The 21,535-nt window shown below is 67.1% G+C and carries 14 protein-coding genes; 8 read left to right on the top strand and 6 right to left on the bottom strand.

Features of this window, described 5'->3' with window-relative positions:
- Positions 1-366 precede the first annotated feature (366 nt).
- The 3 genes from ACWDTI_RS00515 (at position 367) to ACWDTI_RS00505 (ending at position 8,145) form a co-directional block, all read left to right on the top strand.
- A complete protein-coding gene (locus tag ACWDTI_RS00515; protein ID WP_449736074.1) occupies positions 367-5,844 on the top strand; it encodes an ATP-binding protein in 5,478 nt (1,825 codons plus the stop codon).
- Between the two features lie 504 nt (positions 5,845-6,348).
- Positions 6,349-7,194 carry an enoyl-CoA hydratase-related protein gene (locus ACWDTI_RS00510; protein WP_449736486.1) on the top strand — a complete coding sequence of 282 codons (846 nt, stop codon included), beginning with the start codon at positions 6,349-6,351 and terminating at the stop codon, positions 7,192-7,194.
- A 45-nt stretch (positions 7,195-7,239) separates the two neighbouring features.
- On the top strand, positions 7,240-8,145 hold the full coding sequence (locus ACWDTI_RS00505; RefSeq protein WP_449736073.1) for an SGNH/GDSL hydrolase family protein: 906 nt from the start codon (positions 7,240-7,242) through the stop codon (positions 8,143-8,145).
- 124 nt (positions 8,146-8,269) lie between these two features.
- On the opposite strand, the gene ACWDTI_RS00500 is transcribed toward ACWDTI_RS00505, so the two are convergent.
- From ACWDTI_RS00500 to ACWDTI_RS00490, 3 genes are all read right to left on the bottom strand, one after another.
- The gene (locus tag ACWDTI_RS00500) at positions 8,270-9,055 is read right to left on the bottom strand and encodes an alpha/beta fold hydrolase (RefSeq protein ID WP_449736072.1); all 786 of its coding nucleotides are present in this window, start codon (positions 9,053-9,055) and stop codon (positions 8,270-8,272) included.
- A gap of 315 nt (positions 9,056-9,370) precedes the next feature.
- Positions 9,371-10,648 carry an acyltransferase gene (locus tag ACWDTI_RS00495; RefSeq protein WP_449736071.1) on the bottom strand — a complete coding sequence of 426 codons (1,278 nt, stop codon included), beginning with the start codon at positions 10,646-10,648 and terminating at the stop codon, positions 9,371-9,373.
- Positions 10,649-10,879: 231 nt separating this feature from the next.
- Positions 10,880-11,200: a hypothetical protein gene (locus ACWDTI_RS00490; protein WP_449736070.1), complete on the bottom strand. Its 321-nt coding sequence runs from the start codon at positions 11,198-11,200 to the stop codon at positions 10,880-10,882.
- Between the two features lie 210 nt (positions 11,201-11,410).
- Here ACWDTI_RS00490 and ACWDTI_RS00485 point away from each other — a divergent pair, with 210 nt between their 5' ends.
- A complete protein-coding gene (locus ACWDTI_RS00485; RefSeq protein ID WP_449736069.1) occupies positions 11,411-12,274 on the top strand; it encodes an alpha/beta hydrolase in 864 nt (287 codons plus the stop codon).
- Between the two features lie 25 nt (positions 12,275-12,299).
- On the opposite strand, the gene ACWDTI_RS00480 is transcribed toward ACWDTI_RS00485, so the two are convergent.
- Positions 12,300-13,601: an MFS transporter gene (locus ACWDTI_RS00480; protein WP_449736068.1), complete on the bottom strand. Its 1,302-nt coding sequence runs from the start codon at positions 13,599-13,601 to the stop codon at positions 12,300-12,302.
- Positions 13,602-13,953: 352 nt separating this feature from the next.
- Here ACWDTI_RS00480 and ACWDTI_RS00475 point away from each other — a divergent pair, with 352 nt between their 5' ends.
- Positions 13,954-14,655, top strand: a complete 702-nt coding sequence (locus ACWDTI_RS00475; protein WP_449736067.1) for a response regulator transcription factor — start codon at positions 13,954-13,956, stop codon at positions 14,653-14,655.
- Complete coding sequence (locus tag ACWDTI_RS00470; RefSeq protein WP_449736066.1) at positions 14,652-16,268, top strand: ATP-binding protein; 1,617 nt, start codon at positions 14,652-14,654, stop codon at positions 16,266-16,268. The genes ACWDTI_RS00475 and ACWDTI_RS00470 overlap by 4 nt, the downstream gene beginning before the upstream one ends.
- Before the next feature lie 287 nt (positions 16,269-16,555).
- Here ACWDTI_RS00470 and ACWDTI_RS00465 read toward each other — a convergent pair whose 3' ends face one another.
- Positions 16,556-18,508 (bottom strand): acetoacetate--CoA ligase, encoded by a 1,953-nt coding sequence (locus ACWDTI_RS00465; protein WP_449736065.1) that lies wholly within the window; start codon positions 18,506-18,508, stop codon positions 16,556-16,558.
- Between the two features lie 168 nt (positions 18,509-18,676).
- Between ACWDTI_RS00465 and ACWDTI_RS00460 the strand changes: the two genes are divergently transcribed.
- Positions 18,677-19,666, top strand: coding sequence for an LLM class flavin-dependent oxidoreductase (locus ACWDTI_RS00460; RefSeq protein WP_449736064.1), 990 nt, complete (start codon positions 18,677-18,679; stop codon positions 19,664-19,666).
- A gap of 177 nt (positions 19,667-19,843) precedes the next feature.
- Here the strand turns inward: ACWDTI_RS00460 and ACWDTI_RS00455 are convergent, their stop codons facing one another.
- Positions 19,844-20,443: a TIGR03086 family metal-binding protein gene (locus ACWDTI_RS00455; RefSeq protein WP_449736063.1), complete on the bottom strand. Its 600-nt coding sequence runs from the start codon at positions 20,441-20,443 to the stop codon at positions 19,844-19,846.
- A 92-nt stretch (positions 20,444-20,535) separates the two neighbouring features.
- Here ACWDTI_RS00455 and ACWDTI_RS00450 point away from each other — a divergent pair, with 92 nt between their 5' ends.
- A complete protein-coding gene (locus ACWDTI_RS00450) occupies positions 20,536-21,483 on the top strand; it encodes a helix-turn-helix transcriptional regulator (protein ID WP_449736062.1) in 948 nt (315 codons plus the stop codon).
- The last annotated feature ends 52 nt before the right edge of the window (positions 21,484-21,535 follow it).

The raw sequence follows: 21,535 nt of genomic DNA, 5'->3' as shown, positions 1-21,535 counted from the left end.
CCGGATCGCTCCACAACGGCGGTGCCACCCTCGGGTGGCACCGCCGTTGTCGTGTCCGTGGGCGGCGTCGCGCGGCAGGCCGGGAGACACCTTCTCGTGTCCGATCTGACAGCTTTTCCGTGACCTCTACCACTGAATTGGCCGCTGGTCGGGGTTACTCACCCGTAACCTGCGCTTTCCTGTCTACCCTTGCCATACCCGCTGGCATGGTCGTGAGTCTGTCTCGATCGGACCTCGCATGCCGGGGATTCTGTACGCCGAATAGATCCGGCGCAGATGTGGACACGGCACCACCAGGTGTCGAGTGAATAGTCGCGTCGGGCCCATGACCTAACTGCGTCGTGCGAAGTGGAAGGAATCGACGGTTTGTTTCGTCGCATTGTGATCGTCAACCGAGGTGAGGCCGCGGTCCGCCTCATCAACGCTGTCCGAGACCTGTCGGCCCAGACCGGGCAGACCATCGAGACCGTTGCGTTGTTCACCGATGTGGAGCGCAACGCCACGTTCGTTCGCGAGGCGGACATCACCTACGACCTCGGCCCCGCGTCCGCGCGGCCGTACCTCGATCTGGCCGTCCTCGAGAAGGCGATGCTCGCCACCGGCGCCGACGCGGCGTGGGTGGGTTGGGGCTTCGTCGCCGAGGACCCCAACTTCGCGGACCTCTGCGACAAGCTCGGCATCACCTTCGTCGGCCCGAGCGCCGAGGCCATGCTCAAACTCGGCGACAAGATCGGCGCCAAGCTGATCGCCGAAGAAGCGGGCGTGCCCGTCGCGCCGTGGAGCCGCGGTTCCGTCGACACCATCGACGAGGCGCTCGCGTCGGCGTCCGAGGTCGGCTACCCGCTGATGCTCAAGGCGTCCGCGGGTGGCGGTGGCCGTGGCATCCGCAAGATCACCAGCCCCGACGACCTCACCGATGCCTTCGAGCGCACGCGTGACGAAGCCCAACGCGCGTTCGGCAACGGCGCACTGTTCCTGGAACGACTCGTCACCGGTGCCCGGCACGTCGAGGTCCAGGTCATCGCCGACGGCCAGGGCACCGCGTGGGCGCTCGGTGTGCGCGACTGCTCGGTGCAGCGCCGCAACCAGAAGGTCATCGAGGAATCCGCGTCGCCGGTGCTGCCGGCGGCCAAGGTGACCGAACTGAAGGAGTCGGCCGAGCGCCTCGCGATCGCCGTCGGCTACCGCGGCGCGGCCACCGTCGAGTTCCTGTACCACCCGGGTGAGCAGCTCCTCGCGTTCCTCGAGGTCAACACCCGTCTGCAGGTCGAGCACCCGATCACCGAATACACCACCGGTTTCGACCTCGTCCGCGCCCAGCTGCACGTCGCTTCCGGCGGCAAGCTCAAAGGGAAACCGCCCGTCGAGCGTGGCCACGCGATCGAGGCGCGACTCAACGCCGAAGACCCCGACCGCGACTTCGCGCCGGCGCCCGGCGTCATCTCCCACCTCGACCTGCCCTCCGGACCGAGCATCCGCGTCGACACCGGATACAGCGAGGGCGACACCATCCCCGCCGACTTCGACTCGATGGTCGCCAAGATCATCGCCTACGGTCGGGACCGCGACGAGGCGCTGGGCCGGCTCCGTCGGGCCATGACCCAGACCAAGGTCATCATCGCCGGCGGCGCCACCAACAAGAGCTTCATCCTCGAACTGCTCGATCAGCCCGAGGTGATCGACGGCAGCGCCGACACCGGATGGATCGACCGGGTTCGCGGTGAGGGCCGCCTGATATCGCACAGGCATTCGTCCATCGCGCTCGCGGTCGCCGCGATCGACACCTACGAGGCCGACGAAGAGGCCGAGCGCGAGCGACTGCTCACCACCGCTTTCGGTGGGCGCCCGCAGGTGCGCCACGACAGCGGACAGCCGATCGACTTCAAGCTCGGCGGCGTCAGCTATCGCGTCCGGGTCGCGCGCATCGGTGCGCACCGTTTCCGCATCGGCTTCGAATCGGGCACCGAGACCGCCACGGCCGACGCCGACCTCGAGCGTTTCGACGACCACACGGGCCAGATCACCGTCAACGGAACCCGGTACCGCCTGGTCACCGGCACCCACGGACCCGTCCATCTCGTCGATGTCGACGGCGTTGCGCACCGCGTGAGCCGCGACGAAGGCGGCGTGCTGCGTTCGCCGGCACCCGCGCTCGTCGTCGCCACCCCGCTGCAGGTCGGTGACGTCGTCGAGAGCGGTGCGCCCGTCATCGTGCTGGAGAGCATGAAGATGGAGACCGTGCTGCGGGCACCCTTCAAGGCGCGCCTCAAGGAATGTGCGGTGACCGTCGGCACGAGTGTCGAGGCGGGTGCTCCGCTGCTCCGGCTCGAGCCCCTGGCCGACGAGACCGAGGATGCCGAGGGCGAGGCCGCCGAGGAGACGTCGGTGGAGTTCGACCTGCCCGCCGCGCCCACCGAGGTCTCGGGCGACGATCGGATCGCCCGTGGCATCGAGGATTTGCGCAGTCTGCTGCTCGGGTTCGACGTCGATCCCCAGGACGATCGTCGGGTGCTCGACGACCACCTCGCCGCCCGTCGGATCAGCAATTCCCGCCGCCCGGTGGCCGAGGAGATCGAACTGCTCGACGTGTTCGCCGATCTCGCCGAACTCAGCCACAACCGGCCGGTCGGGGACACCAGCGACGACGACGAGAACACCCGCAGTCCTCGCGAGTTCTTCCACGTGTATCTGCAGAGCCTCGATATCGAGCGCGCCGGTCTGCCGGCCTCGTACGAGGCCAAGCTCGCGAAAGCCGTTGGGCGCTACGGTATTTCCGACCTCGAGCGGACCGAGGAGCTCGAGGCCGCGGTCTTCCGCATCTTCCTGGCCCAGCAGCGTCTCGCCGACAGCGCCGCGGTTGTCACCGCCTTGCTCCGCGAGTGGCTGCGTGATCCGCTGCCGCGTCCGGAACTCCAAGAGGCGGTGAGCCATTCGCTCGAGCGCCTGATCTCCGCCACCCTGGTGCGTTTCCCGCTGATCGCCGACCTCGCGCGTGGCGTCGTCTACGCCTGGTACGGCCAGCCGATGTTGCGCCGCAACAGGGCTCGCGTCTACACCACTGTCCGCAAGGATCTGCGGTACCTGGACGAGCATCCGGACGCCGCCGATCGCGACGAGCGGATCGCCCGGATGGTGCGCAGCACCGAACCGCTGGTCCGCGTGCTGGCAACGCGACTGGTGCGCGGCGACCTGGACAACACGGTCATGCTCGAGGCGTTGACCCGCCGGTACTACGGCAACAAGGGCGTCAAGGTCATCCGGACGCAGGTCGAGGGCGGCGTCACATTCGTCATCGCCAACCGGGACGGCGCGTATCTGGCGTCGTCGGCGGTCAGCTTCGGCGACTTCGGCACCGCGCTCACCGGGCTCGCAGATCTGGCCAAGGGTGTGTCGACGATCGACGCCGACATCTACCTGGGCTGGGAGAACCGGCCGGGCGACTTCGACTCGATGGTCCGTGACCTGCAGGATGTGCTCAACGCCCACGAACTGCCGGAGTCGGTGCACCGGGTGACCGCCACGGTGGCGGGCAGCGGCGGCACCGTCATGCACCATCACTTCACGTTCCGCCCGTCGGCCACCGGCTGGGTCGAGGAGCGGCTGATCCGAGGGCTGCACCCGCACATCGCGCGGCGCATGCGGATCGAGCGGCTGCGGAAGTTCGACCTCACCCGCCTGCCGTCGTCCGACGACGAAGAGGTCTACCTGTTCCGGTGTGTCGCCCACGACAACCCGGCCGACGACCGGCTGGTCGCCTTCGCGCAGGTCCGCGACCTCACCGGCCTGCGCGACCACGACGGCCGGCTGTTCGCCCTGCCGACCGCCGAGGTCATCCTGGCCACCTGCCTCGACTCCATCCGGCGGGCCCAGGCGCAACGACCGTCGTCCAAGCGGTTCAACACGAACCGCATCGTGATGTACGTGTGGCCGCCGATCGACGCATCGGGTGCCGAACTCCGTTCGGTGGTCGGGCAGATGCTGCCGATGACGGCCGGTGCGGGTCTGGAGGAGATCCAGATCATCGGCCGGCAGCGCGACGCCCGCACCAGCGAACTGGTCAAACTGTCGACGCACATCACGTTCAACGCGACCGGTGGTGTGTCGGTGACGGTCGGCGACGAGCCCACCGAGCCGGTCGAGCCGATCGACGCGTACCGGCAGAACGTGCTGCGCGCCGCGGCCCGCAACACCGTGTACCCGTACGAATTGGTCAACTATCTCGGTGAATTCGCCGAGTACGACCTCGACGCGAACGCCGACGTCGACACCCTGGTGCCGGTCAACCGCCCCAAGGGCAAGAACACCGCGGCCATCGTCGCCGGCGTGGTCACCACGACCACCGCACGGCATCCCGACGGGATGGCCCGCGTGATCCTGCTCGGCGATCCGACCAAATCGCTTGGCGCGCTGTCGGAGCAGGAATGCCGCCGGGTCATCGCAGCGATCAACCTCGCCGAGCAGATGCAGGTTCCGCTCGAGTGGTATGCCCTCTCGTCGGGCGCGCGGATCTCGATGACCTCGGGTACCGAGAACATGGACTGGGTTGCCATCGCGCTCAAGCGGATCGTCGAGTTCACCCAGATCGGCGGCGAGATCAACATCGTCGTCGCCGGGATCAACGTTGGTGCGCAACCGTATTGGAACGCCGAGGCGACGATGCTCATGCACACCAAGGGCATCCTGGTGATGACGCCGGACTCCGCGATGGTGCTCACCGGCAAACAGTCGCTGGACTTCTCGGGTGGTGTCTCGGCCGAGGACAACTTCGGTATCGGCGGCTACGAGCGCGTCATGGGTCCGAACGGGCAGGCCCAGTACTGGGCCGCGAACCTGGTCGAAGCGCGAGATGTGCTGATGTCGCACTACGACTACACGTACGTGGTGCCGGGCGAGCCGGGTCCGCGTCGCTCGGAGACGATCGACCCGGTCAGCCGCGATGTGTCGAGCTATCCGCACGACGTGCCGGGCATCGATTTCACCACTGTCGGTGAGATCTTTTCGGCCACTGCGAATCCCGACCGCAAGAAGCCCTTCGACATCCGCACCGTCATGCGGGCGCTGTCCGATCAGGACTACCCGGTCCTCGAGCGTTGGGCCGGCATGGCCGACGCACAGACCGCCGTCGTGCAGGATGTGCGACTGGGTGGAATCCCGGTGTGCCTGTTGGGAATCGAGTCGAAGTCGGTGGTCCGCCACGGATTCCCGGCGACCGACGGTCCCGACACCTACACCGCCGGAACGCTTTTCCCGCAGTCGTCGAAGAAGGCCGCACGAGCCATCAACAGCGCCAGCGGAAATCGTCCGCTGGTGGTGCTGGCGAACTTGTCGGGCTTCGACGGATCACCGGAATCGATGCGCAAACTGCAGCTCGAGTACGGCGCCGAGATCGGCCGTGCCATCGTGAACTTCCAAGGCCCCATTGTGTTCACCGTGATCTCGCGGTATCACGGCGGTGCGTTCGTGGTGTTCTCGAAGACGCTGAACCCGAACATGACGGTGCTCGCCGTCGAGGGTTCGTTCGCCTCGGTGCTCGGTGGCGCCCCCGCGGCCGCGGTGGTGTTCTCCGGTGAGGTCCGCTCGCGGACGTCGAACGACCCACGGGTGCTCAAGCTGGAGTCGGAGGCCGCGAACGCGACCGGCGCCGAGCGCGCCGCACTCATCGGCGAGCTCGACGAGGTGCGTTCTTCGGTGCGGACCGAGAAGCTCAGCGAGGTCGCTGCCGAGTTCGACCGGGTGCACAGCATCCAGCGTGCGGTCGAGGTCGGCTCCGTCGACGCGACCATCGGCGCAAGCGAGCTGCGGCCCCGCATCATCGAGGCCATCGAGGCCGGCCTGCAGCGGTAATCGCTCACAACGCACGACGCCCGGCTCGGATCCATCCGGGCCGGGCGTCGTCGTCATTTCCGCTGGGTTGCCCGATCGCTGGTCGAGTAACCGGATTTGGGTCGAGTCGGGTCATGTCCGACGGGTCGCCTCACCGCTGGTCGAGCTTGTCTTGGGTCAGGTCATTCGCGGCGAGTCGCCCCCCGCTGGTCGAGTGGCTTGCCTTGGGCCAGGTCATTCGCGTCGGGGCGCCCCACCGCTGGTCGAGTAAGTGACCGAGCGCTAGCGAGGGAACGCATCGAGACCCCTGGCGGGCGGGATCTCGATGCGCTTCGCTTCGCTCCCTGAAGGGCCCGCCAGCGCAAGCGCCTCCGACCGACGCCCGTTCCCCGCTTGCTCAGGACCGGCGGCTGGGGCGTCCCGCACCTCAGGGAGCGGAGTGCTCGGCGAACCGTCGGTGCGCCGGTTGAGCCCTCCGTCGATCCCCACACGAACGCTCGCTCGGTGATCGCGTACGTTGACTACATGCCATCGCTCGACGAGATCACCGCAGACTCGACGCTTCTGATCGACCGCGACGACGAGATCGCCATCTTCCGGCTGAACCGCCCCGACCGGCTCAACGCCTTCACCTTCGAGATGGCCGAGCAACTCAAGGTGGCCTTTGACGCCACCGACGCCGACGACACCGTGCGCGCCGTGGTGATCACCGGGGTCGGGCGCGCTTTCTGTGCCGGTGCGGATCTCGGTGGCGGGGCAACCACATTCGAACTCGAAGAGTCCGAGCCCGGCCAGGTCCCGCCGGACTCCGGGGGTCAGGTGGCGCTGCGCATCTTCGAATCACTGAAACCCGTGGTCATCGCGGTGAACGGACCGTCGGCCGGGGTCGGGGTCACGATGACGCTGCCGGCCGATGCCCGGATCGCTTCGGACGACGCCAAATTCGGGTTCGTCTTCACCAAGCGTGGGCTGGTGCCCGAGGCCTGCTCCACGTGGTTCCTGCCGCGTCTGGTGGGCCTGCCGACCGCGCTTCGGTGGACGCTCGGCGCCCGCATGGTCAGCGCCACCGAGGCGCTCGAGGCCGGACTCGTCCAGCAGGTCGTGCCCAAGGACTCCGTCGTCGACACCGCGATCGCCGTCGCCCGCGAGATGACCGCCGACAGTGCCCCGGTATCGGTGGCACTCACCCGACAATTGTTGTGGCAGATGGCCGGAGCCCCCAGCCCGCGGGTGGCACACGAAGCCGACTCGAAGGCGATCTACTACCGCGGCACCATGGCCGACGTGGCCGAGGGAGTCACGGCGTTCCTGGAGAAACGGCAACCGGTCTTCACCGACAAGGTCTCCACCGACACCCCCGACATCTTCTGACATCCTGCTTCGGCGCGTCTCGCCCGCATGTGTGAGACTTTTGCGGTGACCCGTGCGCTGCTGACCCGAGCCGCGACGCTGGCGGCTTCGCTGCTGGCCGTCGCCGCCATCGTCGGACCCGGGGTCGCCGTCACGGAGGTCGCCGCGCCGCCGGTCAAGGCGTCTGCCAGGCCACAGGTTCACGAGCCGAAGTACGTGGCGATGGGTAGTTCATACGCGGCCGGGCCATCACCCACAGACGTGGACAACCTGCGGTGCTTCCGGACCGCGGACAACTATCCGCACCAGGTCGCAGCCGCTCGCGGACTCGCACTGACCGACGTCTCGTGCTCGGGAGCCACCACCCGCAACATCCTCGATATTCCGCAGCGTCCGCTGTTCCAGCGCCCGCAGATCGACGCCGTGACCCCGGACACGCGCCTGGTCACGATCACCACCGGCGGAAACGACATCGATTACATCGGGCGACTGATCGCCGAGAGTTGCACCAATCTGGTGCCGGAAGGGCTGCGGGCGCTGGCCATCCGGAGTTGCCGACGCGGCCGAGCACCCGCACCCGAGCCCGGGCCGAGGCAGTTCGCTGCTGTCGAACGGTCGATGGTCGCGGTGGCCCGGGCCGTACACGCCCGCGCCCCGCACGCCACGGTGGTCTTCGTCGACTACCCGCCGGTGCTCGGCGCGAACGGCGCCACGTGCCCGCTGGTCCCGCTCGCCCCCGCCCAAGCCGCCGAAACCGTGCGGATTTTCGACGGTCTTGCCGCCGCCACCGCCCGCGCCGCGCACGCCACCGGCTCGATTCTGGTGGCGGCGTCGAAAGCCGGTGCGGCGCACACGGTGTGCTCACCGATGCCCTGGCTGCGAGGATTCGCGGCACCGGTGCCGTACCACCCGAATTCCCAGGGCAAAACCGGTGTGGCGCAACTGGTTCTGGCCGCCCTGCCGCGCGGGTGATGATCCCTGCGTGCTGGTCGCGGTGGGCTGCGAAGATCAGCGGCGGGGGAGGACTCTTCGGATCAGTGACCTGGGCCGCCCTGCAGCGGCCCAGATTACTGCTCGATGGGCGAGAAGACGCGCCCTAGTCCGCCAGGAACTCGAGCACGAGCGGGCTTGCCGCATCACGACATTCGTCGAAGTACGCATGTCGGGCGCCGTCGAACACATGCGTACGACTGTCCGGGATGCGCTCGGCGATGATCTCCGCGTTGACTTCTGGAGCGAACAGGTCGTCGGAGCCGTGCAGGATCAGCGTCGGGGCGACGATGTTCGGCAACTCTGCCCACGCGTCATGGGAATTGCTCGCGATCAGATGCTGGCGGCGTGCGCGGTCGGACATCGTCGGATCGCCGAGTACCTGATAGGGCCCGGGATGGGTCGACTGCCATTCGGGCGTGTACATGATGTCGATGATCGTCCGCTCGGCGTCCGGACCGGCCAGGGCGCGGCGGATCTCCGGACTGCGTTCTACCGCATGCGATCCGCCGGGTGTGGTGCAACCGAGTGCGAGGCGGCGGACCCGTCCCGGCGCCCGAAGGGCCAACCATTGCGCGGTCCGCCCGCCCATCGAGGTGCCGTACACGTCGAACCGGTCGATCGACAGCGAGTTCATCACGGCCAGAGCGTCGTCGGCAAAGAGTCGGGTGCTGTAGGTGCCGTCGGGGGAGGCGCTGCCGCCGGTGCCGCGGTAGTCGAAGGTGATCGTCGTGTGATCGCGGTCGAAGTCGGGGCGTACGCGATCCCACCAGTGGTGATTGTTCGCCTGGCCAGGCAACAGGAGCAGCGCGGGGCCGCTGCCGCGGACCTGCACCGCCAGGCGTGTGCGGTCGGCGGTGCGGGCGGTCTCGTGGTACTCGTGAATGGGCATGGCCGGTCACCTTTCCGGGGCTCACAGTAGTCGTGCCGACGGCCACCGATCCGTCGTCACCGCGTGGGTCGTCACATCGTGTCGTCACATCGTGGACGAGTTGCGTCACCGCGACCGCAGCACGCGACGATTCCGGTTGGCGCGCTGTAGCGGTGCCGATCGGGTCAGCGCCGGAATCGCACACGGGCGCACTCGACAAGCCGGACCCACCCCGGACGCGATGACCGAGGGCAGTACGGTCAGCCCGCAGCCGTCTGTCACCGGCGTCGACAACTTGCCACGCCTCGTCCAGGGTGTTCGGCCCGCTACTCGTGATCAGGTGGCGGGGGAGAGGCGGCGGTGCCGCTGTTGCTTCGAGGCGACCACCGCCGCCGAGATCATCAGCAGCGCACCGAGCGCCGCGACGAGGTCGCCGACCACCAGCTCGAACCCGACGCGCAGCACGATGCCCAGCGCGATGGCGACCGCTCCGACGATCGCCGACCGCGTGGCGTTCTGCTCGTGGAAGTCGATGGTGCTGCGACCGGTGGTGATCAGGCTGACCGGGCTGCGCCGCAACACTTCCACGATGAACAAGGTCAGCACACACGTGGCGACGTAGGCACCGAGGATCACCAGCCACGGTGCGTCGTTCAGGTGGCGGTCGATGATCTGCTGCAGCTCCGACAGGGCCAGGGCGTGCGCGAGGTAGATGCCGAAGGAGCGGTCGGCGGCGGTCCGCATGAACCGGTCGGCCACCGATCCCTTGGTGCGCCGGCTTTGCCAGATGGTGCCGATGCAGTACAGGATCACGATGATCGCGATGTAGGCAAACGTGTTGTGCAGCATGAAGACATTGCTCGCCCGCGTGACACTGGTACCGCGCTGCACGTCGGCCGCGTAGTACCACAGGGTCGCGGCGATCGTGACCAGTCCCGCCCCGATCAGCGGCCATCGCCAACGAATCATGAAGTCCTGGAACGCTTCGTAGTGCATGGCGGCCACGCAGCCGGCGAGGATGAAGAACACGTACGGGAAGATCGTCACCACCAGATGGGTGGCGAGGACGTGCTGCGGACCATGGCCGAAGAACGCCAGCGGCGGCCGGACCATCGTGTACATGACCGCACCTTGGAACGCGGCGGCGGCGAGCAGGAGATAGCGGTGATAGCCCCAGGTGCGACGCAACACCCACAGCACCGCCGGGAACACCGCATAGATCTGCATGCTCACCGACAGGAAGTAGAGGTGATACCACGCAGATCCGGTGACGAGGTCGTACGCGATGCTCTTCAGCGCCAACTGCATCGACGACCCGGAACTGACGATGTCCTGCAGAGCGCCGACACCGCCGGCGCGATAGCGCCCGTAGACCCAGTAGAAGAGACTCCACGCCAGGAACGGCAGACCGATCAGCTTGTAGCGTCGCCGCCAGAACTGGCCGACATGCAGTTCACGGTGGCGGTACTGGTAGGTCAGCACGAAGCCGGTGAGTGCGAAGAACGAGTACCGCGTGTAGCGCAGCAGGAGTCCGAGGCCTCCCGCGGCGACCGCGGTTGCTGCCGCGACACCCAGGATGACGTGGTCGAGGATGACGCCGGCAAACGTGACCAAACGGACGAAGTCGATCTGATAGAGGTGCTTGTCGCGGGCCCTGGATGCGGTCGCCGACGTCTCCGCGGCGGCGTCTGCTTCGTCCGATTTGGCCGGCGGCAGGCCGGGGGTGCGCTCGGTGACGATGGTGGCGACCTCCCGTTCGCTCTCGATCCCGTTGGCCGATTCGGGCTGGTCGACGACGTGCGCGGGAGAGGCTACAGCACAAATCTGTGAAGACCTTGCCAGGTGTCAGGTGAGGGCGATCACCATCAACACACTGAGAAGTATCCCCTGAATCGCGCAACCGGCCGCGACTGCACGATGCCCGGCGCGTCCCCGGAGCGTCGCGACGAGCCCCCACACCACGGTCACCAGCATGACCAGCACCGCGACGATCAACGCCACGTTGATCGCCTGCGCACCCCACCACGACGCCCCGCACCCGCGATATGTGCACGCGTCGAGTCCGACCGCCGCCGAAATTGCGGCATAGATCACCCCGCCGAGCAGCACCACCTCGAGCACCGACAGCCCGATCAGGGCCGGAATGTTCCCGAGCGCGCGATCCATGGGCCCATCCTTGCGTACGCGGTACCGGCCGTCCGCGAGTTGTGCGCGACAAGCCACCGCAGCGAGTCCGACGCCGGTCGAGACCACCCCTTCCATGACCGCCTCGTCTGAACCGGCGGGCTCCGTTGACACGCTCGCCCAACCGCCGAAAATCCCCACCCCGACCCGATACGTTCAACACGACGACAAACTCACCGAAGGGAACACCCCATGCCCGACACCTTCACCGTGCAATCGCCGGACGGCGTCACCCTGAGCGGCCGTAGGTGGCTGCCGAACGGCGACGCCAAGGCCGTCCTCGTCCTGGTGCACGGCATGGGTGAACACTCGCGGCGGTACGCCGAGACCGCCGAGACCTTCGCCGACGCCGGCTACGCGGTGTACGCCTACGATCACCGCGGTCACGGCGATTCGGTCCTCCCGGATCGCGAGCCCGGCGACCTCGGCGAGAACGGCTGGAAGCGCCTCGTCGACGACATCGGCGTCGTCGTCGACCACGCGCGCAGCGAGACCCCCGACATACCGGTCGTGCTGATCGCGCACAGTATGGGCTCCTTCGCCGCCCAACAGTTCCTCCTCGACAACAGCGAGGCCGTCGACGCCGTCGTCCTGTCCGGCACCGCCGCGCTCGACGGTCTCGAACCAGCCCTCGACCTGGACGCCGAGATCGACCTGTCCGGGTTCAACGCGCCTTTCGAACCGGCCCGCACCGAATACGACTGGCTCTCCCGCGACGAGAACATCGTCGACGCCTACGTGGCCGACGCACTGTGCGGGTTCGGCATCGACGCGGCGTCGGGCAAGGCCATGTTCGTGGAGGCACGCGCGGTTGCCGACCCCGTCCGCATCAAGGACATGTCCGACACGCTGCCGATCCTGATCGCCGTCGGAGACCAGGACCCGGTCAACGGCGGACTCGCACTGTCCAACCTGCTCCTCGACCACTACAGCGCCGGCGACCTCAAGGACGTCCAACTCAAGGTGTACGAGGGCGCCCGACACGAGATCCTCAACGAGACCAACCGCGACGAGGTGCGCGCCGACCTGATCGCGTGGATCGATTCGAAAGTCTGAAGATCCCGTCCACGAACACAACCACTTAGCCGACCTGCTCGAGGCGGGCCGGGCGTGGGCGTCGTCGGCGCCACGCGATCACCCCGAGCGCCGCAGCGACGAAACACGATGCGGCACCGACCGCCAGGCCGACCCGTGCACCGTGTTGTTCGGAGATCCACCCGATGATCGGGCCGCCGATCGGCGTCGATCCCATGAACGCCACCGACCAGAGCGACATCACCCGACCCCGCATCTGCGGGTCGGAGTTCAGCTGCAGCGTCGCGTTGCCGGTCGACATGAACGTCACACTCAGCCAGCCGACAAAGAACAGGGCACCGATCGCCACCGGCAGCGACGGTGCGACCGCGGTGATCGCGATGGTCACGCCAAATCCGGCGGCCGCGATGGTCAATGGCCGTAAACCGGTGGTGCCTCGGGCCGCGACGATCAGGCCACCGACCACCGCGCCGACGCCCATCGCCGACGTCATGAAACCCAGCGCCTCGGGTCCGCCGGAGAACGTCTCCTTGGCGGCGGCCGGCAGCGACACCTGGAATTCGTAGGCGAGGGTGCCGACGAGAGCCATCATCACCAGCGGAATCCACAGCGTGGGGATGCCGGCGACGTACCGAAGGCCCTCGCGCAGTTGCCCTTTCGCTCGCCGGATCGGCTCCTCGTACTGGATCGACCGCGTGTTCATGAACACCAGCGACGCCACCACTGCGACGAAACTCGCGGCGTTGATCGCGAAACACCACCCCGCGCCGACGGCGGCGAGCACCAGACCGGCAACGGCCGGACCGACCGCACGGGCCGCGTTGACCATCACCGAGTTCAATGTGACCGCGTTGCGGATCAACCCATCCCCGACGATCTGGTGAATGAACGCCTGTCGCGCCGGATTCTCGAACGCGTTGTTCAGCCCGAGTAACACCGCGAGCACCGCGACCTGCCAGACCTGCACCCACCCGCCGAGCGTGACGATCGCGAGCACCGCTGCCAGCACCCCCATCACCGCCTGGAGGATGATCATCAGTTTCCGGCGATCGACGCGGTCGGCGATCACTCCGGCGTACGGGCCGAGGAACAAGATCGGCACTGCCTGGAGGGCGACGATGATGCCGAGGATCGAGGCCGATCCGCTCAGCGTGAGCACCAGCCACGCCTGCGCGGTCGCTTGCATCCAGGTGCCGGTCAGCGAGAGCGCCTGCCCGCAGAAGTACAGGCGATAGTTCGGGTTTGACAACGACGCGAACGCGCCGGACGGCGGTGCCGCAGTGGGTTCGGATGGCGATACGTGCAGTCGCCCTGAGTCGCACACTTCGGGCATTCGATCTTCGGTCATCGCCTTTCCACTGTAGGCCTGACGGACGACGGGTCCGTCGAGGTAGTTGCGCCTTGGCGGGGGATGGGTCCCGTTTGCGCCGGTTGCTCCAGCATCATCGCGCCGCACGTGACATACGGCACGTCTCACAGCAGTGCTCGCGCGCACTGTGCACGCGAGTGGTCTCCACCGATGTGGCTGATGTCAGCCGAGCACCGTCGGCCCCGACACGAGCGGAGCCGACGAGGGCCATATGGCGTCGGTGGGTCCTCCCAGTGCCCAGCGGTGTCGATCCGGCGGTGTCGAGAAAGAACGCGGGCGTATGCCATCGACTCACTAGACTTGCTCTACCGCACCGACGCGGAGGAGCACCATGACCACCGACACGGCCGTCGACGACACCGCACCGTCGCTGCTTGTTGTCGACGACGACAGCCGCGTCCGTACGGTGGTGTCCTGGCAGCTCGAGTCCGAGGGCTATCGCGTGGTCGAGGCCGGCGACGGCAACACCGCCTGGCAGCGCATCATCGATGACCGGCCCGACCTGGTCGTGCTCGACCTGTCATTGCCCGGCATGGCCGGGCTGGACCTGCTCAGGCGGTTACGCGACGCGGGCAACCTGACACCCGTCGTCATCCTGTCCGGCCGTAACGGTGAGGGCGACCGCATCGTGGGTCTCGATCTCGGCGCCGACGACTATCTCGTCAAACCCTTCTCGCCCGGAGAGCTGGCCGCGCGTGTTCGATCGGTCCTCCGTCGCAGCGGGACCCAATCCGCAACGCCGCCAACCACGACCGATCGGTCCGGCCTGCATGTCGACCTCGCGACCCGCGAGGTGCTCCTCGACGGCGAGCCGGTCCTACTCACCGCGCGTGAGTTCGACCTGCTGGCGTTCCTCGCCGGGCATCCCCATCAAGTCTTCACCCGCGCGCAGCTGCTCGAGCAGGTGTGGGCGAGCTCGTCGGGATGGCAGAGTGAGGCGACCGTGACCGAACACGTGCACCGACTGCGCGCCAAGGTCGGCTCGCGCTATCTCGTCACGGTCCGTGGCGTCGGCTACCGGTGGAAGCCATGACCTCCGTCGACCATGGCGTCGACCACGCCGATGCCGTCATGCTCGTGGAACGACAGACCGAACTCCTCGAGCAGATCGCGACCGGCATCCCGCTCCCGGACGTGCTGACCGGAATCGCGACGACGCTGGAGGATCTGCTTCCCGGTTCGCGCTGCTCGGTGCTCCTGCTCGATCCCGTCGGCGGGACCCTCCACCACGGCGCCGCCCCTTCGCTACCCACCGATTACTCGGCCGGCATAGACGGATTGCCCATCGGCGTCGGCGCGGGTTCGTGCGGCACCGCGGCCTATTGCGGTGAGCCGGTGGTGGCCGCCGACATCCGACTCGATCCGAGATGGGATCAATACCGTTCCCTCGCAGACCGTTTCGGCCTGCGTGCCTGCTGGTCGACGCCCATCCGTGGTCGTGGCGGCATCACCGGCACCTTCGCCGTCTACCATCTGGCTCCGCATCGGCCGACGCCCCGCGAGGCGCATCTCGTCGAGCGATTGACCCATCTCGCGTCGATCGCGATCGACCACGACGGGTTGCTCGGTGCGCTGTCCGAAAGCGAGGAACGGTTCCGACGTGCCTTCGAGGACAACGCGATCGGGATGGCGCTGACCACCCTGTCCGGCGTGCTGACCCGGGTCAACCGTCCGCTGCGGGCCATGCTCGGCCGCTCCGAAGAGGAGTTGCTCGGCAGTAGCCTCGACGATCTGTTCACCGACCGGGTGCACCGTGCGCACGAGGCCGGCCACAGTCAGTACGACGCGACGACCCGTACCGCCGACGGACGAGTGCTCGACATCGAGGTGACGGTGTCGCAGATCGAGGGCGCCGGCGGAGAACCGCGCGCGCTGTCGGTGAACGTGCTCGACGTTACCGGTCATCGGGCCGCCGAGGAGGATCGGCGTCGACGCGTCGACGCCGAATTGGCGCAGCACGCAGCGGAATCCGCGAACCGTGCGAAGACCGACTTCGTCTCCGCGCTCGCCCATGAGCTGCGCACCCCGCTGCAGGCGATCACCGGATTCACCGAGCTCCTTGGCACCCTTGATCTCGACGGTGAACGACGTGCCGCGGCTCTCGACCACATCGACTCGGCGGCCGGACACATTCTCGCGATGGTCGACGACGTGCTCGACGTCGCGCGGATCGAGGCGAATGCGCTCCCGCTGACGCTCACCGATGTGCCCCTCGCGCAAGCGGTCACCGACGTGTTCGCCATGCTCGAGCCCCTCGCCGCCGCGGAGCGGGTCACCCTCGAGACGGCGACCGACACCGACGTGTGCGTACACGCCAACGACCGGCGGGTCCGGCAGGTCCTGCTGAACCTGGTGGCCAACGGTATTCGTTACAACCGTTCGGGCGGCACCGTCGTCGTGGGCTGGGAAGTCGACGCCGACGGTGTGCGAATCACCGTGCACGACAACGGTCCCGGTATCCCCGGCGATCGCCTCGATCGTCTCTTCATCCCGTTCGACCGGCTCGGCGCGGACCGCGAGGAAGGCGTCGGCCTGGGTCTGCCACTGGCCCGCGGACTCACCGAGGCCATGGGCGGAACACTCGACGTCGACAGCACCGTCGACGTCGGCACCACGGTGACTGTCGTTCTGCCACAAGCTCCCTGAGCTCGTCGAAGGGTGCCCGCTGATCGAGTAAGGCTCCCAGCGCAGCGAGGCGCCGCCACCTTTCGCTGGTCGAGTAAGGCTCCGAGCGAAGCGAGGCGCCGCATCGAGACCACCGCGGCGGTCGATCTCGATGCGCGGGCGGCTCCTGAGCAAGCGAGGAACGAGCGCGTCGAAGGGCGCAAGCTCGCTCGCTTACTCGATCAGCGAGGTGAGGCGACTCTTCGGATCAGGCTGCGAGGGAGGCGCCGCATCGAGATCGATCAACCAGAGGCGACATCGAAGGCTGCCTACCCCACCCGCTCCTCCGCAAACCTTGCATACCAACGCAAGACGTCGGGATTGTCCACCGAGGCAAGGTTGGCCGCCTCCTCCAGCGGGCGTCCCATGAGCAACTTCTTGACCGGTACCTCGAGTCGCTTGCCGTTCAACGTGTGTGGCACCGCGGGCGCGGCGACGATCTCGTCGGGCACATGCCGAGGGGTCAACCGGGTTCGCAACGTCTCGACAATCGTCTGCCGCAACTGTTCATCGACCGTGTGCCCCGGAGCCGGAACGACGAAGAGCCCCAACCAGTATCCGTCGTCGGGTTCCTCGACGCCGATCACCAGGGTCTCCGCGATCTCCGGCATACCGTCGAGCACGTCGTAGAAGTCGCTGCTGCCCAGTCGGACACCCTGCCGGTTGAGCGTCGAGTCCGAGCGCCCATGAATGGTGACGCTTCCGTCGGAATGGAGCGTGATCCAGTCCCCGTGTCGCCACACGCCCGGCCAGGTGTCGAAGTAGGAGCTGGTGTATCGCGCGTAATCCGGGTCGTTCCACAGGTATACCGGCATCGACGGCATCGGCTGGGTGACCACGAGGTCACCGACCTCCTCGACCACGGGAGTGCCGTCGTCGCGCCATGCCGCGCAGTCGACGCCGGCGATCCGCCCACCAATGCGTCCCACCTGAACCGGCGCGTACTCGTTGCCGCCGACGAATGACCCGGAGATGTCGGTGCCGCCGCTGGTCGAATCGATCCGCATATCCGGGTTCACGCTGTCCATCAGCCACCGGTATCCGGCGGACGGCAACGCGGAGCCGCTCACCATCACATGGCGTAGCCGACTCAGATCGAAGCGCTCACGCGGTGAAAAGCCCAGGGCCGCCGATGCGGTCACCACCGCCGCGCCGAGCAGCAGCGCGTCGGCCCGGGTGCGCGCAGCGACCTCCCACACCGCGCCCGGCGGATGGGCGGGACTGCCCTCGTACAGCACGATGCCGGCGCCCTGTGTGAGCGCGCCGAGTTCGATGTTCCACAACGCCCAGCCTGTCGAGGTGTAGGTGAACAGTCGCTCGCCCGGCCGGAATCCGCCGTACAGCCCCGACCACTCCAGGCTTTGGAGGGTGATTCCGCCGTGCCCGTGGACCAGCCCCTTGGGAACTCCGGTGGTGCCGGAGGTGAACAGCACCCACAACGGATGCGAGAACTCGACCTGCTCGAACTCCAGCGGCGTATCGTCGGCCACCAGGTTCTCCCATGGCGTCGAGCCGTCGGGATGCGGTCGATCGAAGACATACGGTACGTGCACGAAATGCTTTACTGTCGGCAGGTTTTCGCGTAACAGTGCGACGACATCGCCGCGGTCGACGTCCTTGCCGTTCCAGTGGTAACCGTCGGTGGCGATGAGCACGGTCGGCTCGAGCTGTGCCAGCCGGCCGATGGTGCCGTCGGGTCCGAAGTCAGGTGAGCAGCACGCCCACACCGCGCCGACGGCGGCAGCCGCGAGGACACCAATCACCGCGTGCTCGGTATTGGGCAGGTAGGCGGCGACGCGATCGCCGGGGCCGACGCCGGCTCGGCGCAGCCATCCGGCCGCGTTGCCCACCGACCGACGCAGTTCCCCGAACGAGATCTCCCGTTCCGGCACGCCGCCCTCCTGGACGCATACCAGGGCGGTCGCGTCGTCGGCACCGCGACGCAGGATGTGCTGCGCCCAGTTGAGGGTGCCGCCCGTGAACCACCGTGCGCGTGGCATCGGGTCGTCGGTGAGTATGTGGGTCCAGGGCCTCGAGAACTCGACGTCGTAGTAGTCGACGATCGACGTCCAGAACCGCGGGAGGTCGGCCACCGACCATTTCCACAGCGCGTCGTGGTCGGGAAACTCTTGTCCCTCACGCTTTTCCAGCCAGTTCAGGTAGGCGCGTAGACCGGAATGCGCGATGCGTTCCGCGGACGGGCTCCACAGCACGTCATCCATCACTCGACCTTAGGCCGACCCATGGTGTCGTCGTCCGCGGTTGATGATCTGTTGATATGTGGTTGAGGTCACATTGAGACGGGCTGCCTACGTTCACAGACAGTGCCTCTGCGACCGTCGCGTGGGCATGAGAAGAACCTGCTGGAACACTCGTGAGGAGCCCGACCGATGAAGCTCGCTCTCTACCTTCCGAATTTCCGCGACCATGTCACCGTCAAGGAACTCGAAGATCTCACCGCTCTCGCCGAGGACCTCGACTTCGACTCGGTGTGGACCCTCGACCGGATCGTCGTGCCCGAGGCCTCCGACCACGAGCAGTTGCAGTACCCGTTCGGCATGATGACGGATCTGCCGAAGGCGCTGCCGGTCATCTCCCGCGGCAAGTGGTTTCAGGGCATGCCGCTGATCCCGTGGCTGGCGGCGAAGACGCAGAAGCTCCGGATCGGCATGAGCATCATCGACACCCCGTACCGATCGCCGGGTGTGCTCGCCGCCGAACTCGCCACCCAGGATCATCTGTCCAACGGACGACTCAACGTCGGCGTCGGATCCGGTTGGATGCCTGAGGAGTTCGCCGCCGCCAGCGCCTCACACCTGTTTCCTCGACGGCACGCGCATGTCCGCGAGACCATCGAGATCATGCAGGGCATATGGTCCAACGAACTCTTCGAGTATCACGGTGAGTTCGCCGACTTCCCCCTGTGCGGCTTCGGCCATCAGCCCATTCAGAAGCCGGGCCCGCCGATCTACTTCTCCGGCCTGAAGGATCCGAAGCGTTCGGCGAAGCGGATCGCGAAGTACGGACTGCAGGGCTGGATCGGCATCCAGGACTCGCCTGAGGACATCAAGCGCTGGAAGGGGGAGATGGAGCGCGAGCTCGGCGAACTCGGCCGCGGCTTCCCCGACGGCTTCGACATGTGCAGCATGATCTGGTTCGTCATCACCGACGAACCCATGGATCAGACTCCGGCCGGCAAGGCGTCGAACCTGTTGGTGGGCAACGCCCAACAGATCGAGGACATCCTCAAACGCTACAAGGAAGCCGGCATGACGATGCCGTTCCTGTGGCCGCCGTTCCGCGATGTGCCGACCGCCAAGACCATCGACGACCTCAAACGTCTGACCGAGGAGATCATGCCGAAGGTCAACGCCGGCTGACACCGACTCGTCGCGTTCTTCCCCCTTCTTTGCAGGAACCCTCCGCGAACGGTCGGAGGGTTCTTGCATTCGTGGGGGAGGAAGCCAAATCGCTCGCTGAGCAGCCCAACCGCCCGTTGAGCAGCCCCGGAGCGCCGGCGGAGGGGCGTGTCGAACCGGGGCCCCACCGCCAAGCCGTCACACCCTTGTCGATACCCACCCCTCCGACGAGCGTCCACTCCAATTCGCCAGCCGCTCAGTCGGTCCCGCCTCAGCGCGAGGTTCGACGACCGGTGCGAACGGCACCGTGTCGTCGGCGCGGATCGAGGCGGGGATGAACTGCTGCGCGACCACAATGGTGGCCTCTGCAAGGGCGGGGTCGGGCTCGGAGTCCTGACCGGTTGCCACGGCCAGATCCCATCCGTGCACCAGGGTTTCGTTCACATAGCCCCACAGAGCTCCGGCACCGGGCACCTCACCCCACGGAACTTTCACCATGGCAGTCAACTTCGCATCGTCGGACCACAGATCGATGGCCTTGCTGGTGAGCGCGCCGTAGGTGGCGGCATCGTGCCGATCGTCCCGGGTGGACACGGCCAGTATGTCGCCGCCTTCGGCGAGTACCACCGCACGCCCGGCGGTGCCGATCAGGTGTCCCGCGAGGGCACGGACGTCGAACTCGTCGCACGGCGTGAGTGAGTCGAGTTGGTCGTCGCGGACATTCGCGAGCAGGTCGGTGACCCAGCGGGTGGCAGCGGCATAGACGGGTCGCGGGTCGGTCGGCTGGTTGCTGGTCATTGCTCTGGTCCTCTCGTCGGTGTGGCTGACAAGAACCAGTGAACTCCCTATACCTGACATCTTCTGTCATGATTTCTTGAGATGCTTGTGGCATGCGTGCGGAGCGGTTGCTGTCTGTGCTGATGCTGTTGCGGTCGAGGGAGCGAATGACCGCGGCAGAGTTGGCGGCCGAATTGGAGGTGTCGGAGCGTACGGTGCTCCGCGACATCGAGGCACTCTCGCTGTCGGGCGTGCCGGTGTACTCCGAGCGTGGTCGCGCGGGTGGTTTCGCCCTGGTGAAGGGGTACCGCACGGACCTGACCGGCCTGACGCTCGACGAGGCGATCGCGCTGCTGTCGGGTAACGGCCGCATAGACTCGCCGGCGTCGGCGAGCGCTCTCCGCAAGTTGGAGGCCGCATTGCCCGAGATCCATCGCGGCCAGGTAGCCGCCGCGAGTCAGCGAATTCTGGTGCGGCCGGAAGGTTTCGTGCGGGCAGCGCAACGGTTGTCCGCGTTGACGGATGTCCAGAAGGCGGTGTTCGAGGGGCGCCGCATCCGCCTGAAGTACCAACGCCGCAACGCGGAGGCGTCCGACCGCGTTCTTGATCCGATCGGACTGATCGTGGCCGGCGACACGTGGTATCTCGTGGCGCATTCATTTGGTCAGGAACGGATGTACCGTGTCTCGCGCATGTCCGATGTGGTCGTTCTCGACGAGTTCGCCGACCGTCCTGAGCAGGTCGACCTCGAGGAGGTGTGGGAGCGGCACCGTGATGCGTTCCGGTCCCAGTTCATGCCGATGAATGTGGTGATCGTCTGTGCGCGAGAGGATGTGGCCCGAATCGACGGACCGATTACGACGGTGTCCGAGGAGGAGGTCGACGGTGACGGTCACGTTCGGGCGACGCTTCGGTTCGGCGACCGTGGACGCGCGACGCGTGTGCTGTGGGCGGCGTCATTCGAACTCGACTTCGCGGTCGTCGAACCCGATTGGGTGGCAGACGAATTGGCTGAGCGAGCCTCGTCGATGCTCGCCCGGCGCCAACACCGACGCGGGTGAGGCCACACGACATCAACGATGTCGGTGAACCTCACCCGCGTCGGCGAGCATG

The sequence above is a fragment of the Gordonia sp. NPDC003424 genome (assembly GCF_053588655.1).
The sequence above is the reverse complement of the archived record's forward strand: the minus strand, read 5'-3'. Positions and strand labels throughout refer to the sequence as shown.